The sequence below is a fragment of the Mesorhizobium sp. P2_C5_2 genome (genome assembly GCF_056404535.1).
Window position 1 is genome coordinate 727,279 of record NZ_JBFUDV010000005.1, and the last position, 19,257, is coordinate 746,535.

General features: G+C 63.8%; 14 protein-coding genes. 7 read left to right on the top strand and 7 right to left on the bottom strand.

Annotated features, from left to right (window positions below):
- Window positions 1-66: 66 nt before the first annotated feature.
- The gene (locus tag AC1D1B_RS21990; RefSeq protein WP_477334497.1) at window positions 67-3,081 is read right to left on the bottom strand and encodes a caspase family protein; all 3,015 of its coding nucleotides are present in this window, start codon (window positions 3,079-3,081) and stop codon (window positions 67-69) included.
- Between the two features lie 110 nt (window positions 3,082-3,191).
- Here AC1D1B_RS21990 and AC1D1B_RS21995 point away from each other — a divergent pair, with 110 nt between their 5' ends.
- The 3 genes from AC1D1B_RS21995 to AC1D1B_RS22005 all read left to right on the top strand — a co-directional run bounded on the left by AC1D1B_RS21995 (window position 3,192) and on the right by AC1D1B_RS22005 (window position 6,906).
- Window positions 3,192-4,142: an AEC family transporter gene (locus AC1D1B_RS21995; protein WP_477334498.1), complete on the top strand. Its 951-nt coding sequence runs from the start codon at window positions 3,192-3,194 to the stop codon at window positions 4,140-4,142.
- Window positions 4,143-4,330: 188 nt separating this feature from the next.
- The gene (locus AC1D1B_RS22000) at window positions 4,331-5,788 is read left to right on the top strand and encodes an NAD-dependent succinate-semialdehyde dehydrogenase (protein WP_477334499.1); all 1,458 of its coding nucleotides are present in this window, start codon (window positions 4,331-4,333) and stop codon (window positions 5,786-5,788) included.
- Between the two features lie 92 nt (window positions 5,789-5,880).
- Window positions 5,881-6,906, top strand: coding sequence for an aldose epimerase family protein (locus AC1D1B_RS22005; RefSeq protein ID WP_477334886.1), 1,026 nt, complete (start codon window positions 5,881-5,883; stop codon window positions 6,904-6,906).
- A 4-nt stretch (window positions 6,907-6,910) separates the two neighbouring features.
- Here the strand turns inward: AC1D1B_RS22005 and AC1D1B_RS22010 are convergent, their stop codons facing one another.
- Window positions 6,911-7,831, bottom strand: a complete 921-nt coding sequence (locus AC1D1B_RS22010; RefSeq protein WP_477334500.1) for a sugar kinase — start codon at window positions 7,829-7,831, stop codon at window positions 6,911-6,913.
- 156 nt (window positions 7,832-7,987) lie between these two features.
- Between AC1D1B_RS22010 and AC1D1B_RS22015 the strand changes: the two genes are divergently transcribed.
- Both AC1D1B_RS22015 and AC1D1B_RS22020 read left to right on the top strand, forming a co-directional pair.
- Window positions 7,988-8,431: a FixH family protein gene (locus AC1D1B_RS22015; protein ID WP_477334501.1), complete on the top strand. Its 444-nt coding sequence runs from the start codon at window positions 7,988-7,990 to the stop codon at window positions 8,429-8,431.
- A gap of 7 nt (window positions 8,432-8,438) precedes the next feature.
- On the top strand, window positions 8,439-9,638 hold the full coding sequence (locus AC1D1B_RS22020) for a cytochrome-c peroxidase (RefSeq protein WP_477334502.1): 1,200 nt from the start codon (window positions 8,439-8,441) through the stop codon (window positions 9,636-9,638).
- A gap of 1 nt (window position 9,639) precedes the next feature.
- Here the strand turns inward: AC1D1B_RS22020 and AC1D1B_RS22025 are convergent, their stop codons facing one another.
- Window positions 9,640-10,092 carry an Lrp/AsnC family transcriptional regulator gene (locus AC1D1B_RS22025; protein WP_477334503.1) on the bottom strand — a complete coding sequence of 151 codons (453 nt, stop codon included), beginning with the start codon at window positions 10,090-10,092 and terminating at the stop codon, window positions 9,640-9,642.
- A gap of 165 nt (window positions 10,093-10,257) precedes the next feature.
- Here AC1D1B_RS22025 and putA point away from each other — a divergent pair, with 165 nt between their 5' ends.
- Window positions 10,258-13,866 carry a bifunctional proline dehydrogenase/L-glutamate gamma-semialdehyde dehydrogenase PutA gene (putA, locus tag AC1D1B_RS22030; RefSeq protein WP_477334504.1) on the top strand — a complete coding sequence of 1,203 codons (3,609 nt, stop codon included), beginning with the start codon at window positions 10,258-10,260 and terminating at the stop codon, window positions 13,864-13,866.
- Between the two features lie 73 nt (window positions 13,867-13,939).
- On the top strand, window positions 13,940-15,004 hold the full coding sequence (locus AC1D1B_RS22035; protein ID WP_477334505.1) for a glycosyltransferase: 1,065 nt from the start codon (window positions 13,940-13,942) through the stop codon (window positions 15,002-15,004).
- A gap of 40 nt (window positions 15,005-15,044) precedes the next feature.
- Here AC1D1B_RS22035 and hmuQ read toward each other — a convergent pair whose 3' ends face one another.
- The 4 genes from hmuQ to AC1D1B_RS22055 form a co-directional block, all read right to left on the bottom strand.
- A complete protein-coding gene (hmuQ, locus tag AC1D1B_RS22040; protein WP_477334506.1) occupies window positions 15,045-15,359 on the bottom strand; it encodes a heme-degrading protein HmuQ in 315 nt (104 codons plus the stop codon).
- Between the two features lie 42 nt (window positions 15,360-15,401).
- Window positions 15,402-16,364: an energy transducer TonB family protein gene (locus AC1D1B_RS22045; RefSeq protein WP_477334507.1), complete on the bottom strand. Its 963-nt coding sequence runs from the start codon at window positions 16,362-16,364 to the stop codon at window positions 15,402-15,404.
- A 127-nt stretch (window positions 16,365-16,491) separates the two neighbouring features.
- Window positions 16,492-16,932, bottom strand: a complete 441-nt coding sequence (locus AC1D1B_RS22050; RefSeq protein WP_477334508.1) for a hypothetical protein — start codon at window positions 16,930-16,932, stop codon at window positions 16,492-16,494.
- 5 nt (window positions 16,933-16,937) lie between these two features.
- Entirely contained in the window at window positions 16,938-19,091 is a 2,154-nt protein-coding gene (locus AC1D1B_RS22055; RefSeq protein WP_477334509.1) for a TonB-dependent hemoglobin/transferrin/lactoferrin family receptor, read from the bottom strand.
- Window positions 19,092-19,257 lie beyond the last annotated feature (166 nt).

Here is a 19,257-nt window from a genome sequence, read left to right on the forward strand (position 1 = left end):
ATTCGCATATAGGGATCGGAAAGCCGGGGCAAAGACAAGCGAAACGCGGACGCTCCGTCCGTAACTTCACTTTTTCGCCATCTGCTTCTTCGCCAGATCGATCTTCTGGTCGGTGAGCGGGATGGGGATCGTGTAGCCGGCTTCGGTAAAGCCCTGCTTGGCGTTCTCGAAGAATTCGATTGCCTTGAGATATTCCGGCTTGCCTGCGCCATAGCTGGCGCGGTTCCAGTGGATGTCACCAAGATTGTTCTGTTCGAAGGCCCACTGCAGCGGCTGGCTTTCGCGCGTAAACACCTTCAGCGTCGCCGTGAAAGCCGCTTCGGCGTCGTTGAGATATTTGTCGGTTCGCTGGAGATTGCCCAGATTGAGCAGGCTCATACCGATGCCATTTTGAGCATTGGCCCAGTCAACCGGTGTGGCCTCGATGGTGAATATTTCGAGCGCTGCCCGCCGCGCCGCAATCGAATCCTGCAGGGTCTTGGGATCGGCATTGCTCATGCTCAACCAGTGCAGCGTCGAGCCCAGGCCGGCCTGGGCCATTGCCCATTGCCGCGGGTTCGTCTCGCGCTTGTACTCGCGCAACGCATTGCCGTAGGCGTCGACCGCCTCGCTGTAATGCTCGGGCTTGTCGGTCACGCCACCGAGCAGTTGCAGCGTGTTGCCGAGATTGTAGTAGCTCATGGCCCAGTCCTGCGGGAACTTCCGCCTGACATAGACCTGCCGTGCCGCCTGGAAGGCTGCCGCCGACTGTTCCAGCTTGGCCGCATCACGCGTCCGCTGACCAAGCGTCTGATAGATCGAGCCGAGATTGTTCTGCGCCGAGGCCCAGTCCATCGGCAAGCGCTGGCGGGTGAACACTGTCAGCGCGTCGTCATAAGCAGCCGCTGCTTCTTCGAGCGTAGTCGTGCCCATATCGTAGCGGGCGACGCCACTCAGCGCATTGCCGAGATTGAGGCGACTGGTGGCCCAGGACACCGGGAAGGTTTCGCGGGTTCGCACTTCGAGTGCTGCGCGGAACGCGTCGGCCGCCTCATTGATCTTGACCTTGTCGTTGAGCTGGATGCCAAGCGTGACCAGCGTGTTGCCGAGATTGTTCTCGACCATCGCCCATTCCACGGGGGCTTTCTCGCGCGTGTATTGCTCGAGCGCCAGCCGGTAGGCGGCTTCCGCGTCCTTCAGATGCTCGCCGGCGGGTTCGCGCTCGGAAAGGGCATAGAGCGCCAGGCCGAGATTGTTCTGCGACGCGGCCCAGTCGAGCGGCAGCTTGTCGCGCGGACGCTTTTCCAACGTGGCGCGCATTGCCGCCACCGCATCGTTCAGGCGCTTCGGATCGCTTTCGCGTTGCCCGATCTTCAGCAGCACGTTGGCCAGGTTGTTCTGCGCCGCAGCCCAGTTGCGGTCATCATTCTCGCGCTCGAAGACGGCAAGCGAATCGCGGAAGATCTGCGCCGCCTCGTCCAAATGCGTGGTCTCGGTTTCGCGTTCGCCGATGGTTTGCAGCACAACCGCCATGTTGTTGCGAGTGATTGCCCAGTCGCGATTCTGTTCACCGTTGGGGATCAAGTTCAGGATGACATGATAGGCTTCGATGGATTGTTGCAGGGCATCGAGGTCGCCCGTGGCGTAGCCATAAGCGTTCAGCGCCTCGGCTTCCTGGTTCTTGTAGTTCCAGCGCAGCTTTTCATCCCACTTCTCGACCAGCGAGAACGCCTTGGCATAGTCGTTGGCGGCGGATTTGTAGTCGAAGACCAGTGCGGCGGCGTCGGCGCGTTTGGCGTAGACGGCGGCGTCGGCGATGCGCTTCTTCCGAAGCAGATCCTCGGCCTCGTCAACCGCACCGCTGTTTTGCTCGACCCGGACGACAGCGTCATCAAGGAATTTGCGCGCCGTCACCATGGCGCCCTGGCTGATCGCCTTGTCGGCGGATGCGACGAGGCGCGAGATTTCGGGATCGTCGGTGCGCAACGCCGCGCGTTCGGCCATCATCTTTTTCAGGCGCTCGGCCTGGCCGTCCAGCACCTTCTGCAGGTCGTTCGGATCTTCGGGGATCTTTTCCGTGCCGAGCGCCCTGAGCACGCCGTAGAGCGCGTCGAGCGGCACACCGTCCTTGAGCGAAGCCAGTTCCACCTGCGCCCGCTTGGGGTCGGGCAGGTCGGAAATGGTCAGCAGCAATTGCCGCCGCTCGCCAGTGATCAGCCCGTCGTCGCCAGTCGGCTCCGGTGGGGCAACGCCGAAATAGAGCAGCCGGCGCAGGCTCTCGCTGACCCAGGGGCGTTGCTTCGCCTTGGTGTCGAGATAGACCTCTTCGGTGACCATGCGCATGACCGAACCGAATTCGGTGCCCTTCATCGCCGTGAGATGACGCAGCAGCGCAGCGGCGTAGGGGCTGTTTTCGCCGGCAGCGCCGTCGAGCGCCGGGCGGCCCGGTTCGGCGGCAAAGCCAACCACTGTGCCGAGGCTGGCATCGTCCACCGATGCATTGGCGAGCGTCTTCGCGCCGCGCATCGGTTCGAGCCCGCCGTCGCCGATGGGCTCGGCGGAGGCCGTCGGCCCTCGGCGCACAACTGCATCTGGCGGAAACGGATTGGTGCGGCAGGCATCGAGCAGCACGATCGTCACCGGCACGGTCTTCTTCAACTCATCCATGACGGCCGAAATCGGCACCAGCGCCTCACCGGCATTCTTCAGCGACGACACGTCGGCGTCGACCGGCACCAGATAGTTCTCGCCGCCGGCTTCGATGCCGTGGCCGGAATAGTAGATGAAGGCGACGTCTGCGCCTTCGGCGTCCTCGACGAAGCGGTCGAGGTCGCGCTTGAGCTTGGCGGCATCGCGATCAGTGACGTTGCGGGCGTCGAAGCCGAGGTCGGTGAGCATCTTGGCCATGTCGCGGGCGTCATTGGCCGGATTGGCAAGAGCTGCGATGTGTTCGTATTTCGACTGGCCGATGATCAGCGCCACGCCCTTGAGGCTCTTGGTTTCGGCGGCCTGAGCCACAGATAGGGCAAGGCAAAGCAGCACGGTGACGAAAGCCGCCAGCCGCCGGACAAGATTGCCTTTCGAGGTGCCGACAAAGGCCATTTGTCGTGTCGTCCGCCCGATGATCCAAACCCTCTATAAGCCTGCCAGCCGACGATGATCAAATTCGGACGCGATTGCGCCGCGAGCATGGCTCGCTTATCCCTCGGGAAATGTCGCCGCTTATCGAAACCGTCCTCTTCGTCTTCAGCCTCGTCGCGCTCGGCTACATCGCCGGGTGGACCGGCTATCTCAAGTCGGCGAGCGGCGAGGGCATATCGGAGTTCGCCGTCAACGTGGCGATGCCGCTGCTTCTGTTCCAGACGATGGTGCAGTCAGACTTCCACGGCGTGGCGCCATGGCCGCTGTGGTTCGCCTATTTCGCGGCGGTCGCCATCACCTGGGCCGCCGGCCATCTGGTCACCACGCGCATTTTCGGCAGGGATGCCCGCGCCGGTGTCGTCGGCGGCGTGTCGTCGGCGTTTTCCAATGTCGTGCTGCTCGGCGCGCCTTTTATCCTCGGCATATTCGGGAATGATGGCTTCGAGGTGCTGTCGCTGCTGGTCTCGGTGCATCTGCCGATCATGCTGATGGCCTCGATCGTGCTGTTCGAGATATTCGGCCGCAGCAGCGGCGAACCCGTGCATCCTTTGCGTGTTATCCGTCGCTTCCTCAGGCGGCTGTTCATGAATCCGTTGGTCATCGGGATTCTGGCGGGGCTTGCATGGCGCATCACCGGTGCGCCGCTGCCTGATGTCGCCACGCGCCTGGTCGATGCGCTGGCCGCTACGGCGGCGCCGGTGGCGTTGTTCGCCATGGGGCTCAGCCTGCGCCGCTTCGGCATTTCGGGCAACGTCCGTCCAGCGCTGGTGCTTTCGGCGCTGAAGCTGTTCCTGATGCCGGCGCTGGTGCTGGTCTTCGTCTGGTTGCTCGGCCTGCCGCCCTTGACTGCCAAGGTGGCGGTGATGGTGGCCGCGATGCCGTCCGGGGTCAATTCCTACCTGATCGCCGTGCAGTTCAACACCGGCCAGGCGCTGGCGTCGAACCAGATGACCATTGCCACCGCTTGCGCCGCTCTTACGACGACCTTCTGGCTGACGGTGGTGGTTCACGTCTTTGGTTAGGGCTCAGCTCTCGTCTTGCGCTGGCCCAACCCCTATATGCCATCTTGCAATTGCTTGCGGGGCTTGCCCTAGGTAAAGAGCAGTGGCTCAAAGTCATGAATTCATGACTTGGCGTGCCGGCACCGATGCGCACGCTCATCGATCAAATCCAGCGACGGCCCGTCAGCGCGCCGAACGGAGGCTAGACCATGCTTCAGAAAACCAGCCATTTCATGCGCCAGGCCAATCTCATCAATGGCGAATGGGTGCAGGCCGACAGCGGCCAGACCGTCGATGTCAACAACCCGGCCACGGGCCTCAAGATCGGCACCGTGCCGAAGTCGGGCAAGGCGGAAACCCGCCGCGCCATCGAAGCTGCCGCCGAGGCCTTCAAAACCTGGCGCAAGACCACCGCGCTCGAACGCTCGAAGCTCTTGCGCAAGCTGCATGACGCGATGATGGACAATCAGGACGTGCTGGCCGAACTGCTGACCATCGAGCAGGGCAAGTCGCTGTCCGAATCCAAGGGCGAGATCGGCTCGGCCGCGTCCTACATTCTGTGGTTCGCCGAGGAAGGCCGCCGCACCTATGGCGACGTCGTGCCGTCGCCGTGGGGCGACCGCCGCATCCTGGTGACCAAGGAGCCGGTCGGCGTCATCGCAGCGATCACGCCATGGAATTTCCCGTCCTCAATGCTTGCCCGCAAGCTCGGCCCGGCGCTCGCCGCCGGCTGCACCGCCGTGGTCAAGCCGGCCTCGCAGACGCCTTACTCGGGTCTCGCCTGGGGCGCGCTGGCCGAGGAAGTCGGGTTCCCCAAGGGTGTCGTCAACATCCTAACCGGCTCGGCTGCCGAAATCGGCGATGAGATCTGCGCCAACCCGCTGATCTCGAAGATCACCTTCACCGGCTCGACCGAGGTCGGCAAGCTCCTGATCCAGAAATCGTCGGTGACCGTCAAGAAAGTGTCGATGGAACTCGGCGGCAACGCGCCGTTCGTGGTCTTCGACGACGCCGACCTCGATCGCGCCGTCGCCGGCGCCATCACGGCGAAATACCGCAATTCCGGCCAGACCTGCGTGTGCACCAACCGCTTCCTCGTGCAGGCCGGCATCTACGACAAGTTTGTCGAGAAGCTGGTTGCCGCCAGCAATGCTCTGAAGGTTGGCTCGGGCCTCGAAGAGGGTGTGCAGCAGGGGCCGCTGATCGACGTGAAGGCGGTCGAGAAGGTCGAGGAATTCATCGCCGACGCCACGTCCAAGGGCGGCAAGGTTGTTGCCGGCGGCAAGCGCCACGCGCTTGGCGGCTCGTTCTTCCAGCCGACGGTCATCGCCGATGCGAAGCCCGACATGCGCTTCATGAAGGAAGAGATTTTCGGCCCGATCGCCCCGGTGTTCAAGTTCGAGATCGAGGAAGAAGCAATCGCGCTTGCCAACGATACCGAGTTCGGCCTTGCCGCCTATTTCTACACCGGCGATCTCGGCCGCGCCTTCCGCGTCATGGAAGGTCTGAAATACGGCATGGTCGGCGTCAATGAAGGCCTCATCACCACGCCGGAAGCGCCGTTCGGCGGCGTCAAGGAATCGGGCCTCGGCAAGGAAGGCGGACATCAGGGCATCGAGGATTACCTCGACACCAAATATGTCTGCATCGGCGGCCTCGGCCTCTAAATCATTGACGGGCAGGGCAGGCCATGCGCCTGCCCTTGCCAGACGACATTCAGCCGGCCTAAGTCGATAGATCGACGAAATAGCATTTGGGCATAGCGATGAAGGACGGCGAAGTCTTCGGCACGACGCAGGCGGGCGAACCGGTGCGCCGTTTCACCATTCGTGGCGGCGGCATCAGCGCCAACATCATCGGGCTCGGCGCGATCATTCAGGATCTTCGGCTCGCCGGTCACGATGCGCCGCTGGTGCTCGGCTATGACCGGTTCGAGCCCTACGAGACCGACCGGGCCTTCTTCGGCGCGGTCGTCGGCCGCTATGCCAACCGCATCCGCGACGGTCGCTTCACCATTGCCGGCCAGCGCTACCAGACCGAACGCAATTTCCTGGGCAAGCACACGCTGCATGGCGGTTCGCGGGGCTATTTCCACCGACCATGGACGGTCTCGCTGCACGGCCGGGATTTTGTCACGCTGACCCTGCACGACCCCGACGGCACGATGGGCTTTCCCGGCGCGTTGGACGTCACCTGCACCTACCGGCTGAAGATCCCCGGCACGCTCAGCATGGAACTGACCGCCACCTGCGAGGAGCCGACGCTGTGCAATCTGGCGCAGCATTCCTATTTCAATCTCGACGATGGCGGCACCAGTGACATTCTCGATCACCGGCTGATGCTGAATGCCGGCGCTTATACCCCGATCGACAGCGAGATGATCCCGACCGGCGTGGTCAAGCCTGTCGACGACACGCCCTTCGACTTCCGCCAGGCGCGGCCGCTGCGTATGGAAACGGAAGGCGAGCAGCTGCCTTACGATGTCAATTTCTGCTTGGCATCCAGCCGTGGGCCGCTTCACCAGGTGGCGTGGGCGCAAGGCGCTACTTCAGGCGTCGAGATGGAAGTCTGGACCACCGAGCCCGGCCTCCAGCTTTACACCGGTCAGTACGTCGCGCCGACCTCGGGCGGTCTGGATGGGCGGCGCTACAAGGCGTTTTCCGGCTTTTGCCTTGAAGCACAGGCCTGGCCTGACGCGCCGAACCGGCCCTATTTCCCGCAGGCCACGCTGTGGCCGGGCCAGATCTATCATCAGGTCACGGAATATCGCTTCCGACTTCCTTAAGGTCTTAGCCCTCGAAAGCGGTTCTTAGAACTTCGAACGGCGCCAGCGCGCCGCGCACCTGCACGACGGCGGCGGCGACACGGTGCGCGCGTTGCACGGCCTCGGCCGGGGTGTGGCCGGCAAGCCGTGCGGCGAGATAGCCGCCATTGAAGGAATCGCCGGCTCCGGTGGTGTCGACGGGGGTGGCGACATGCTGGGCCGGAACCGGCTGCAGAGCTCCACCAGTGGCGATCAGCGCGGGTTCCTCGCCATTCTTGACGACAACTTCGCCGACCAGCTTTTCAAATCGCTCGGCGGTCGCTTGTGGTGCGGTGTCACCGAACAGCATCTGCTCGTCGGGAAAGGTCGGCAGGGCGATGTCGGTGACGGCGAGCGCGTCGAGGATCGCGGCTTGCGCCTCGTCGCGGCTCTGCCACAGGCGCGGCCGGTAGTTGGGGTCGAAGGCGACGAGCGAACCGGCGCGGCGCGCCTTGGCTATCGCCGCCAGCAACGTCTTGCGCGCGGCGGCGTCCAGAATTGCCAAAGTGATTCCGGAAAAATACACAAGCGCCTGGCTTTCAAGGCTTTTTGCCAGGGCGGCCGGGTCCGAGGCAAGCCGCTTTGCAGCCGCATCGCTGCGCCAATAGGTGAAGGCGCGTTCGGCGCCGGTCAAGGTGATGGCGTAGAGGCCGGGCCGCGCGCCTGGAATGACCGGGCTGGCGCCAATGCCGATGCCGTTTTCGGCGAAGAACGAGATCTGGCCCTGCGAGAACGGATCGTCGCCGAAAGCAGAGACGTAAGTGGCGGGTCTCTCGCCACTCAGAGCATGCAGCGCCCAAAGCGTGTTGAACGTGTCGCCGGCAAAGCCCATGCGCCAGTTCGGTCCGGCCTGGCCGGACAGTTCGAGCATGCATTCACCGATCGAAGCGACGCCGTCTGCTGCCATAACTCTCCCTCAGGGCTCGGTTTCGGTCCTGTAGCTTTTTGCGGCCGGCAGCGCCATGCTTGGCGGCGGCGGATTTTTGCGCCAGAAGCGTTTTCCCACAGAAGCGGCGGGACGCGAATTGCTTCCCGAGACGTTATGTTTGGAAGAGGAACCGGTTTGGCATCACTATGGCGTTATCTTCTTGCGGGCCTTGGTCTGGCCGCCTTGCTGGCTGGCATACTGGCGATCGTCTATCTGACCGCGCCGCAGTCGGCGCCGGGTCCGGATATCTCGCGCTCGAAGAAAACCGCGAACGGTCTGTTTGTCGCCAGTTTCCAGCCGGAGCGGGGCATTATCAAACAAGGCGAGCTGCAATCCTGGCTGCTCACCCTGAAGACGATTGCCGGCGCCCCGGTGGAAGGTGCGGCGATCTCGGTCTCCGGCGGCATGCCGCAGCACAATCATGGCCTGCCGACCAGTCCGCAGGCGACCGATTATCTGGGCGAGGGGCGCTATCGCATCGAGGGGCTGAAATTCACCATGAGCGGTGTGTGGCAGTTGCGGTTCGCCATTTCGGCGGCAGCCGGTTCCGACACGGTCATCTTCAACGTGGTGCTGTGAGCTGCCGATGAGCCGTCTGTTGGGTCTTCTGGCATTGGCGGCGGTCTTGCTTGTTGCCGGCTGCGGCAAGCCGCAGTTTTCCGACGCCGAGAAGAAGACCATTGCGTCGCTGGCGCTGAACGCTTTGCCGGCGTTGAAGCCGGACACCACCAACCACTTCGCCGACGTGCCGGCCGCGGCGGCTCTGGGCTCCACTCTGTTCTTCGACCAGGGCATGAGCCATGACGGCAGTGTGTCCTGCTCGACCTGCCACAAGATCGACCGGCAGTTCCAGGACGACCTGCCGCAGGCCGTCGGCGTCGGCCGCACCAACAGGCGCAGCATGCCGCTGGCCGGCGTTGCCCGTAATCCATGGTTCTTCTGGGACGGACGGCGCGACAGCCTGTGGGCGCAGGCGCTGACGCCGCTGGAAAACCCGCTCGAGCAGGCGGGAAACCGCGCCTCCTTCGCGCATTACATCCAAAAGCGGTTCGGCGCGCGCTATGAGCGCATCTTCGGACCGCTACCCGACCTTTCGACCGTGCCCGCCAACGCCAGCCCCCTCGGCAACGAAGCCGAGCAGGCTGCATGGAAGGCGATGAGCGCTAGCCAAATGGACGACGTCAACCGCGTCTTTTCCAACATCGGCAAGGCGATCGCCGCCTTCGAACGGTCGATCGAACCGGCGCAGACACGCTTCGACCGTTTTGCCATCGACCTGGCGTCGGGCGCCAAGCCGAACGCCGACGATGCCTTTTCGCCGGAGGAAGTTCTTGGGCTGAAGCTGTTCATCGGCAAGGCCAATTGCGTGACCTGCCACAACGGCCCGCGCTTCACCGACAACAGTTTCCACAACACTGGCGTGCCGCCGGTCAAGGATTTGCCGCTGGATCGCGGCCGTTTCGACGCGGTAGCCCAGGTCGAGGCCGATCCGTTCAACTGCTTCGGCGCCTTCCGCGATGGCGACGCGGGCGCCTGCGGCGAGCTGCGCTTCATGGTCAAGGCTGCGCCCGAGCTGATGCGTGCCTACAAGACGCCGTCGCTCAGGGGCGCGGCGACGCGGCCGCCCTACATGCATGCCGGACAACTCTCCACGCTGGAGGAGGTGGTGGCGCACTACGCGAAAGCGGAGGCGGCAGTTGAAGGCACCTCCGAAGTGCACCCGCTGCAGCTGTCGGAGCGCGAACGCGCGGCGCTGGTGGCGTTTTTGAAGACGCTGTCGGATTGAGTCAGCGATCCTTCACCGTTTCCATCGCCACGAAGGTCGAAGTCTGGGCCACGTGTGGCAGCGCCGAGATGCGCTCGCCGAGAACGCGGCGGTAGGCGGCGATGTCGGTGGTGCGGACCTTCAGGAGATAATCGAAGCTCGACGCCATCATGTGGCACTGCTCGATCTCCGGTACCGCCTGCACCGCGCGGTTGAAGGCGTCGAGGGCGGCCGAACGTGTGTCGGACAATTTGACCTGAACGAAGGCAACGTGGCCTTCACCCATCCGCTCGCGATCGATGATCGCCTGATAGCCCCTGATATAGCCATCCTTCTCGAGACGCTTTACCCGCGCCTGTACCGGCGTCTTCGACAGGCCGACCTTGCCGGCCAGTTCCGACATGGACAGCCGTCCGTCGCGCGCCAGCGCCGACAGGACGTTTTTATCGATGCGGTCCAATTGGTCTTCTGTCACTGGTATTGCAGTCCAATTGATGTGGAATTTGACACAATCATAGATCGTTCGGCTTACTTTGTCGATTTCTTTGGACCGACCGAAAATTCGGCTCTGTGCTAGCTTGCGCCATTCGGTCCGGCGACTGCCGGCCCGCTCCCAGATGCTCGCTCCGCAGGGACAGCCATGCCGCTCGACACCATCCGCCAGCAGATCCGCGCCAACTACCTGCCCGACGAAGACGCGGCGGTGAAGAGGTTGGCCGAAGCAACAGAACTCTCGACCGAAGACCGCAAGACCGTCTCGGCTCGTGCCGCCGATCTGGTGCGGGCAGTGCGCGGCTCGTCCGATCCGCGGCTGATGGAGGTGTTTCTCTCGGCCTATGGTCTCTCCACCAAGGAAGGCGTGGCGTTGATGTGCCTGGCCGAGGCGCTGCTGCGCGTGCCCGACACCGAGACCATGGACGACCTCATCGCCGACAAGATCGCCCCGCATGACTGGTCGGCACATTCGGGCGGTTCGAGCTCGATCTTCGTCAATGCCTCGACCTGGGCGCTGATGCTGACTGGTCGCGTGCTCGACGAGGGCGAGGGCGGCATTGAGGGCACGCTTCGCTCCATGGTGCGTAGGCTGGGCGAGCCGGTGATCCGCAAGGCGGTGGCCGCCGCCATGCGCGAAATGGGCGAGCAGTTCGTGCTCGGCCGCACCATTGCGGAAGCCGTCAAGCGCGGCAAGGCGATGATCCAGAAAGGTTATCTCTATTCCTTCGACATGCTTGGCGAAGCGGCCCGCACCGAGGCCGATGCGCTGCGCTACCTCAAGGCCTATGCCGACGCCATTTCCTCGCTCGATTCCGGCTCGAACGGTCCTGATATCAGGCAGAACCACGGCATCTCGGTCAAGCTGTCGGCGCTGCATCCGCGCTATGAAGAAGCGCAGAAAGAAAAGATGCTGCCGGTCATGGCCGAGCGGCTGCTATCGCTGGCGCTGGCTGCGCGGCATTCGCGCATGGGCCTCAACATCGACGCCGAGGAAGCCGACCGGCTCGATTTGTCGCTGGATGTCATCGAGCGCGTGCTGGCCGAGCCGGAGCTCGCCGGCTGGAACGGCTTTGGCGTCGTCGTCCAGGCCTATGGCCCGCGTGCGGCCTTCACCATCGACTGGCTCTATGCGCTCGCGAAGAAATACAACCGCAACATCATGGTGCGGCTGGTCAAGGGCGCCTATTGGGACACCGAGATCAAGCGGGCGCAGACGCTCGGGCTTTCCGGCTATCCCGTCTTCACCCGCAAGGCCAACACCGACGTTTCCTACATGGCCTGCGCGAAGAAGCTGCTTGGCATGACCGACCGCATCTATCCGCAATTCGCCACCCACAACGCCCACACCGTCGCTGCCATCCTGTCGATGGCCGACAATCGCGACGCCTTCGAATTCCAGCGTCTGCACGGCATGGGCGAGGCGCTGCACGAGACGGTGCGCCAGAGCGAAGGCACGCGCTGCCGCATCTATGCGCCGGTCGGCGCGCATTCCGATCTGCTGGCCTATCTGGTTCGCCGCCTACTGGAAAATGGCGCCAACTCCTCCTTCGTCCACCAGCTCACCGACGAGGACGTCGAGCCGGAGGACATTGCGCGTGATCCGCTGGAAACGGTCGAGAGCCAGGGTCCGGCCGCCAATCCGGCGATCGCTCGCCCGGCGACGATCTTCGGCACTGGGCGGCGCAATTCGAAAGGGTTCGATATCACCGATCCGGTGACGCTGGCGGTGATCGACAAGGCCAAGGCGGCCTTCGCCGGTCCCGAGCGCTGGCACGCCAAGCCGATCACGCGCGCCGCCGGCTATGGCAAGCAGCGCCCGGTGGTCAATCCGGCGAAGCCTGCCGAAATCGTCGGCACGGTCGCCGAGGCCGTCGCCAAGCAGGTTGCGACCGCTGTGCGCTTTGCGGTGGAAGCGCAGCCGGCCTGGGCAAAGCGTCCCGTTGCAGAGCGCGCCGCGATCCTCAACCGCGCCGCCGATCTCTATGAGGCCAATGCCATCGAGTTCTTCGCGCTCGCTACCCGCGAGGCCGGCAAGTCGCTGGCCGACGGCGTCGCCGAAGTGCGCGAAGCCGTCGACTTCCTGCGTTATTACGCGGCCGAAGCGGCGAACAACGAAGCGGGCACCGAGGCGCGCGGCGCCATTGTCTGCATCTCGCCATGGAATTTTCCGCTCGCCATTTTCACCGGCCAGATCGCGGCAGCGCTGGTCACCGGCAATTCGGTCATCGCCAAGCCGGCCGAGCAGACGCCGCTGATCGCCTTCCGTGCCGTCGAACTGTTGCGCGAGGCCGGCGTGCCGGAAGATGTCATCCAGCTTCTGCCCGGCGACGGCCCGTCGGTCGGCGCGCCGCTGACCGCGGACCCACGCATTGCCGGTGTCTGCTTCACCGGCTCGACCGAAGTCGCCAAGCTGATCGAGCGACAGCTCGCCGAGACCGCTGGGCCCGACGCCATGCTGATCGCCGAGACCGGCGGTCTCAACGCCATGATCGTCGATTCCACGGCACTCCCCGAACAGGCGGTGCGCGACATTCTGGCCTCTGCCTTCCAGAGTGCCGGCCAACGCTGCTCGGCGCTGCGCGTGCTCTACGTGCAGAAGGACGTCGAGAAGAAGATGCTGGAGATGCTGAAAGGCGCCATGGAGGCGCTCAACATCGGCGATCCCTGGCAGATTTCGACCGATGTCGGCCCGGTGATCGACGACGAGGCGCAAAGCTCGATCCGCGAGTATTGCACCACGATGGGGCTGCAGGGCCGGCTGATCGCCAAGCTCGAGGCGCCTGGGGATGGCCGCTTCGTCGCGCCGCATGTGTTCCGGGTCAAGGGCATCGAGGAGATGGAGCGCGAGGTGTTCGGGCCGGTGCTGCATGTCGCGAGTTTTGACGCCGACGGGATCGACGCCGTCATCGCCGCTATCAACCGCAAGGGTTACGGCCTCACCTTCGGCCTGCACACCCGCATCGAAGGCCGCGTCCAGCATTTCGTCGATGGCATCCATGCCGGCAACATCTACGTCAACCGCAACCAGATCGGCGCCGTCGTCGGCTCGCAGCCCTTCGGCGGCGAGGGGCTTTCAGGCACCGGGCCGAAGGCCGGCGGTCCGCACTATCTCCGCCGTTTCCGCAAGGGACCGGAAGCCGGCACCGAGATTGCCGATGGTCACAAGGTGACGGCAACCGAACTCGCCGACAACCTGCCCGATCCGACGCTTGGCGGCTGGTCGACGCGGCCGGACCGCATCGCCATTTTGAGAAAGCATCTGCGCGGCAAGGGTGCGGCAGCGATCGGCGCTGCCGCCGGCATCGATTTCGGCCAGGTCGACCTGCCCGGCCCGACCGGCGAGGCCAACACGCTGTCGCTGTCACCGCGCGGCCGGGTGCTGTGCCTCGGGCCGGACGCCGACACGCTGCTTGCGCAGGCGATCCAGGCGCTGGCCGCCGGCAATGCGGTGCTGGCCGTGGCGCCGGGCGCGCCGGCGGCACTGTCGGCGCTGACCGGCAAGGGGCTGCCGCTCGCTGCCATAGATGGTCGGCCCGATCCGGTCGAGGCGCGTTCGCTGCGCGTCGATGTCGTCGCCTTCTCGGGCAAGCCGGAAGCAGCCCGCATCGTGCGCAAGGTGATCGCCAACCGGACCGGGCCGATCGTGCCGCTGGTCAGTGAAGTGCTCAACCCGGCGGCCTATGCGCATGAACGCGCCGTCTGCGTCGACACCACCGCTGCCGGCGGTAACGCCAGCCTGCTGGCCGCAGCGTGAGCTCGCTTGCCTGCGTCGGGTTGCAAGGATATGCGCTGGTATAGACAGCAACGCGAGCGGCCAGGCCGATCCGATGGAAGAGAAGTCCCCACCGTTTGAGCTGCCGCGCGTTGGTGTGGTCATCACCTGTCACAACTATCGCGCCTATGTCGAGGATGCGATCCGTTCGGTATTGGCGCAGACTTACCGGAACTGGGACTGCGTCATCGTCGACGATGCCTCGACCGACGGCTCGGCCGATCATGTCCGCCAGCTTCTCCAGTCAATCGACGATCCGCGCCTGCGCTTTTTGGCGCGCCAGGAGAATGGCGGACAGATCGCGGGATTTCGCGATGGCTTTGCCGCGACCGATGCGCCTTTCATCGCCTTTCTGGATGCCGACGACGTCTGGCTGCCGAATTTTTTGCTCGCCCATCTGTCCGCCCACCTCAATGCAACGCATTCGGCCGCGCTGTCGAGCTCCGATGTTTTCCTGGTCGATGGCAACGACACCTTGCTGAGCGGCACTTTCCTGGCCTTGCGCAAACCGCGCTCCGGACCGGACCGCCATGGCGTCGCGATCGTGCCCGGCGGCCAGCTTGCCGGCATGGCGCCCGGGATCGACTATGCGTGGCAGCATCCGGTGACCTATTTCGGACCGGCCATATATGGTTGGCTGTGGTCCCCATCCTCGGCCATGGTTTACCGGCGCGGCGCTCTGGAACCGGTCTTGTCCTTTCCGTTCAAGGCCAGGGTGGGCAGCGACTATCTGACGGCGATATGCGCGCATCTGGCCGGCGGCAGTCTCATCCTGTCGGAATGCCTCGGTCTCTACCGCCTGCATGGGTCCAACGTCTCCACTGGGACGGCTTTTGCCGGCGGTCATGTGCGGCAAACACCTGCCTACAGAGCCTACAGGAGCGTGCTGGCGGCCGATGCGGTCGAGTATGTGCTGGCGAATTCGGGCTGGCTCAGCGATGTCAACGGCCGCAATTTCATACCCGCATTTCTGACCCAGCATGTGCGCCAGTTCAGGGAATTGGGCAGCGATCCGCGGCTGGTGCGCTACCTGACCCGGGGACGACCCTGGCAGCGGCTGCGTATGCATGTCGCCCAGTGGTTGCGGCGACTGAGAAGCGGTGGCTCGCCGCGATCATAACAAGCGCCCAAGGGCATCACAGTCCCTGGGCGCGCCAATGTCAGGCGCCTTCGACGACCGAAAAGCCTTCGAACTGGGGATGGCCGAGATAGTGCACCTTCGAGGTGCCGGTGTTGCGGTGGGCGGCGCGAAAATTCTCGGATTTGGTCCAGGCGATGAAATCCTCGTGGCTTGCCCATACCGTGTGCGAGGCAAACAGCGTGTAGCCCTCGGTCTCGTTGACCGGGCCGCGCAGCAAGTGGAATTCCCTGAAGCCTTTCATCTCCGAGAGGCTGGAATCGCGGTTCTTCCAGACATCCTCGAAGGCGGTCTCCGAGCCGTTCTGGACCTTGAAGCGGTTCATGGCGATGTACATTGGCGTCCTCTCGAATTGGTGGATGGCATTTGGCGAAGGTGCTTAAAACGGACCGATCCGCGCCCTGAACACCCAGCTTGATAGCCCGGTCTCGGGTGGAATGGGCGGGAACGGGGCTTGCTGGCGCACCAGTTTCAAGGCGAATTGGTCTAGCTCGGCAGACCCTGAACTTTCGGCAAGCTGCAAGTCGCTGATGCTGCCATCGGCCATGACGACGAAAACGACCCTGGCATTGTTGCGAGCCTTCTCTTGAATCTTTTTCGAAACGTGGCGGTTGGCGCGGGCAAGCTTGTTCTGAACTTCAACGCTATAGCCGGATTCCATCGCATTGCCGGCCGCGCCCTGTTTTTCACCCCTGCTGGCAACCGCCGGTGCCTCGCGCTCCTCGCTATCTGCTGTGCCGCCAGTCTCTCCCGATATTGGTGCGCTTGGCCTCGGGCTTGGGACCGGTGGCCTTGCGGCGGGCAAATCAACAGCAGGCTCATCGGCGGGAGGCGCCTTTGAACTTTGCGTTTGAACCGCTGATGGTGTCGACGTCTCAGCGCTTGGGGCGACAGTTTGATCATTCGGAATGGCAGCCGTCAGTGTATCGGGAGCGACGTTTGCCTGTTCGGCAGCTTCCGGCGCAGACTTGGGTGCCGCCGGCGCCTTTATGGGTTGAGGCGCCTCGGTTGGCGGCACTGGTTGAGCGGCCTCGGGTTTGGCCGGCTGCGGATCGGCCACCAGGGTAACATCGATCGCGTCAGGTGCCGGGTTTTTCAAAGCGGTGCCGAGGACGTCGGCGCCCGATTGATCGGTGCCCTCGGACTGTATCGCATCCCCGGTATCGAACGTCCCGGCGGGTGCGATCAGGAACGCCGCCGCAGCGGCGACATGGAGCAGGCAGGAGGCGATGATCGCCACCGTCCATTTGCAGTCCGCGGCCGATGGCTGCGCAAGCGGCTCGGCTGGCGCAGTCGCCAGTTCGTTGCCGGCGTCGACGGGGAGGGGGGTGATGTCCTGCATGTTTCGCGGCGAGACCTGCCGCGAGCGCGGTGTGATTGTCAAATCAAGATCGGTTGCCGACCATGAAGGTGGGCCGGAGACGGGCCGCGCCGAACTCTCTTGCAGGAAGGCGCGATGCAGTCCCACCTCAGACGCCGAATGCGATACCGGTCTTGGTCTGCGTCTTCAGGCCGCGCATGCAGGCCTGCGGCTCGATACCGGTGCCGGCGCATTCGGTGGCGCTGTTGATCAGCACACGGCTGAGTTTGGTGCAGTCGGTGCCAGCGAGGTCGAAGCGGGTCACCTTGGTCTTGTCGGCCGGCAGGTCCTTGAAGTCGAGCACGCTCAGACGGTCGACGACGCCGGCCTCGTTGAACAGTGCGATCTCGAACGCCGCCTTGGAAAGATCGGCGCCAAGCGCATTGTTCACGACGAAGGTCAGGCGGCAGCCCTTGTCGGAGGGCTGCGCGGCATTGAGCTCGAGGCTGAGTTGCTGAGCCGGCGCGGACTGCGCCCACGCCGGCACCGAACCAAGCGACATCGCCAGCGTCGAGGTCAACAGACGAAGCGATGTCGTCAAGCGTATCATGGGTGTCAGCCTCCAAAGCGCATGGTTGCGGCCAGCTTCAGCGTGATGCCGGGCTCGTAGACGACGGCGGTGGTGCCGCCGTTCAGCGGGTTGGTGTATTTGACATCGAACAAATTGTCGGCGCGGAAGTCCACCTTCAGATTGTCGGTTGCCTGGTAGCTGGCGAAGGCGTTGACCAGCGTATAGTCCTTGGCCACGGGGTTGCCCTTCGGCTTGCCGTTGTACTGCACCTCGCCGCCGACGGTCAGCTTGTCTTCGAGGAAGCGGAAGCCGAGCTGCCCGGTGACCTGCGACGACGGGATTGTGGCAAGGTCGGCGCGCTCACCTCCATAAGAGATGGTGTGGCCGTTGATGATCGAGGCCGACAGCCCGGCGTAACCCCAGGCGGCATCGTAGACGCTCTCGAGTTCGAAGCCGTTGATCTTGGCCTGTGCGAAGTTCTGATACTGGAAGCAGATCGGGATGCCCGGGCCGAACGGGCAGCCGCTGGTCGGGTCGAATGGCGACAGCGTGACGCCTTCGATGTAGTCGTCGACATCGTTGTGGAAGTAGGCGGCCTTGAGCCGAAACGCGTCGCCGGCTTCGATGATGTCGTTCAGCTTGTAGTTGACGCCGAATTCGGTGGTCTTGCCGGTTTCAGGCCGCAGGTTCGGGTTGGGGAGGAACGGGAAGGTGACGCCGGCCGGATGGTTGCCGCTGATCAGCGTTTCGGTCAGCGACGGCGAGCGGTAGCCTTCCGCGTAGGTGCCATAGAATTGCAGGCCAGCCAGGCTGGCGCTTTCGAAGGGCGAGACGCCGACGGTGATGCGTGGCGACAGCCTGTCGCCTGAGGTTTCGTTGTCCGAATCCTTCAGGCTGTAATTGTCGTAACGCAGGCCAGTGATGACTTCGAGCCAGTCCCAGGTCAGCTTGTCCTGGATGTAGGCACCCGAAACGTTGCGCTTGCCTGACGGCGTATAAAAACTGTCGCTGCCCGACGTGCCGCCGGTCTCGACATTGTCGCCGACCCAGTCGCCGCCATAGGTCAGCTCGTGCGCGATGCCGGCGGTCTCGAAGCGCGACGTGTTCCAGATGTCGATGCCGGTGGTGCCGACATCGAAGGTCGATGTCGAGCCTGTCGGCAGCACCACGGGAAGACCGGTGACCGGATCGAAGCGGTTTTGCGGCACGAGCGTGGTCAGGTCCAGATTGGTCTTGTTGTAGGAGGCGTTGATGTGGAGATCGAGCCAGCTCTTGGCGTCGTCGGTGATGTTGTAGCGGGCGGTGAAGGTGTTCGACTTCAGGTCGACATCGTTGGCCGGCACGCCGCCGCTGGTTTCCGTCCAGCCGTCGCTCGAGCCGACCCAGCCGAGCTTCAATTCGCTGTTTTCACTGGCGCGGATGGTGGTCTTGAGCAGGCCGCTCAGCACGTCGAAGCCGGTGCCGGCGACGGTGTCGCCGCTGCCATTCTTGTAGTCGTCGTAGTCGCGATAGACGATGTTGCCCAACACATCCAAGTTGTCGTTGAATTTGTAAGCGCCGCTGGCGCTGGTGGTCCAGCCCTTGCCATTGCTTTCATAGCGTCCGGTGACGGAGCCGGCCCAGGTCTCACCGGGCTTCAAGAAGTCCTCAGCATCCTTGGTGTCGAAGAAGACGACGCCGCCAATGGCGCCGGAGCCATAGGTGTTGGCAGTCGGTCCGCGGATCACATCGACGGATTTGATGAGTTCGGGATCGACATAGAAGGTCGACTGCGTGCCGTGGTCGGAGCGCTGGAAATTCTGTCGGGCGCCGTCGACGATCACCGCGACGCGGCCGAAATCCTGCAGGCCGCGGATGTTGATGCTGGAGCTGACGCGTCGCGCATCGGCCTGCACCGTGACGCCCGGCACACCGAGCAGCATTTCGTTCGGCGTCGTCGCCATGCGGCGGTCGAGCTGTTCCTGATCGACATGGCTGGCCGAGGCCAGCGATTCGATCGCCGTTTCGCCGGTGCGGCTGATGACGAGGATCTTGTCCAGCAGCGTCACGCCGGCAGGCGCTGGCTTGGTGTCCTCGGTTTTCTTGGTCTGGTCGGCCTGGTCAGCGGCCGGTTGGGCGGCTTGTTGAGCGCTGGCCGGCGGCGTCAGCAACGCGACCACTGCCACTCCCGCAAGCAAAATGGCCACTGTCTTTGCCATAGGCCGACGCACCGGATCGGCGTTTGCCTGACCCAGTCGTCCACGATTTGCCAACCCCATTGCCCCAACTCCAAATCCAGGTTCGATGCTGGCTGGCGGCGGCGCTCGCTGGCATTTTTCATTTCATCCGGCGTCTTAAATGTTGACTCATTTCGTCCGGTATTGC